Here is a 944-nt window from a genome sequence, read left to right as displayed (position 1 = left end):
GCATCGCCTGCCAGCCGAACACCGCCGCGGCGGCCAGCGCCAGGCCGGCCACGGTCCAGGCCAGCGCCGGCCCGCGGGAGGCGGCGGCCGGCGGCGCGGGCGCCAGCGGCACGGGGCGGGCATGCAGGTCGGGCACCGCGCCGCGCTCGCGTTCGCGCTCGGCATCGGCCTTCTTCAGGGCTTCCAGAACCAGCGACATCGTCAACTTCCTGGCGCAAGCCGGGGCTCTTGCACGCCGGTGGCGCGGTTGAGCTGCATGGTGGTCATCGGGCCCAGCACGCCGTCGGCGCGCAGGCCCTGGGCGCGCTGGAAGGTCTGCAGGCGCTCGCGCAGCGCGGCGCCGTCGCGCGGCGTGCCCAGCGCGCGGTCCAGGCGGTCGGCCAGCGCGGCCGACTGGGCCTCGGCGCCGGCAGGCTCGGGCGGCAGCCGCCACAGCGTGGCGAACTCGCCGGCCCAGGCCTGCGCCAGCGCACCCAGCGGCACCGCGCGCGACCGGCCCTGCACCTGCAGCTGCGCCTGGCCGGCGCCGATGCCGGTGAGCAGCGCATAGACCTGGCCGCCGCGGCCGTCGGCCAGCGTCAGCAGGCCGGGGCGGTCGAGCAGCCGCACCTGGGCCAGGTTGGCCGGGCCGCGGAAGCACTGCACCTGCAGCCGCGCCCAGTCGGCGCAGGGTTCGGCCGCATCGGCTGGCAGGGCCCAGGCCGGCGCCAGCAGCCGCCAGGCGGCCCGCTCGTCGCGCGGCAGCATGGCCAGCAGCGCGGGCAGGTCGAAGCCGGCGGCGCTGGCCGCCGGGCCGGGGCTGTCGGCAGCAGCCGTCGCCGTGGCGGGCAAGGCGCCCGCCGGTGCACCGGTCGTCACCGAGGAGGCCGCGCTGGCTGCGGCCGCGACCGGCCCGGCGCCCGAGGCCGCCGCCTGGGGCCCGGTCGTGCCCGGCGTGCGTGCGG

General features: G+C 80.1%; 1 protein-coding gene and 1 pseudogene. Both read right to left on the bottom strand.

The annotated features are described in order from the left end of the window. Window positions 1–199 (bottom strand): annotated as a pseudogene (locus VO99_RS27475) (general secretion pathway protein GspB); the annotation flags it as partial. A gap of 2 nt (window positions 200–201) precedes the next feature. Next, window positions 202–944 (bottom strand): peptidoglycan-binding protein (locus tag VO99_RS27470; protein ID WP_232315611.1); only part of this gene is annotated, 743 nt, incomplete at its 5' end.

The sequence above is a fragment of the Aquincola tertiaricarbonis genome (assembly GCF_000969605.1).
GTDB classification, from domain to species: Bacteria; Pseudomonadota; Gammaproteobacteria; order Burkholderiales; family Burkholderiaceae_C; genus Aquincola; species Aquincola tertiaricarbonis.
The sequence above is the reverse complement of the archived record's forward strand: the minus strand, read 5'-3'. Positions and strand labels throughout refer to the sequence as shown.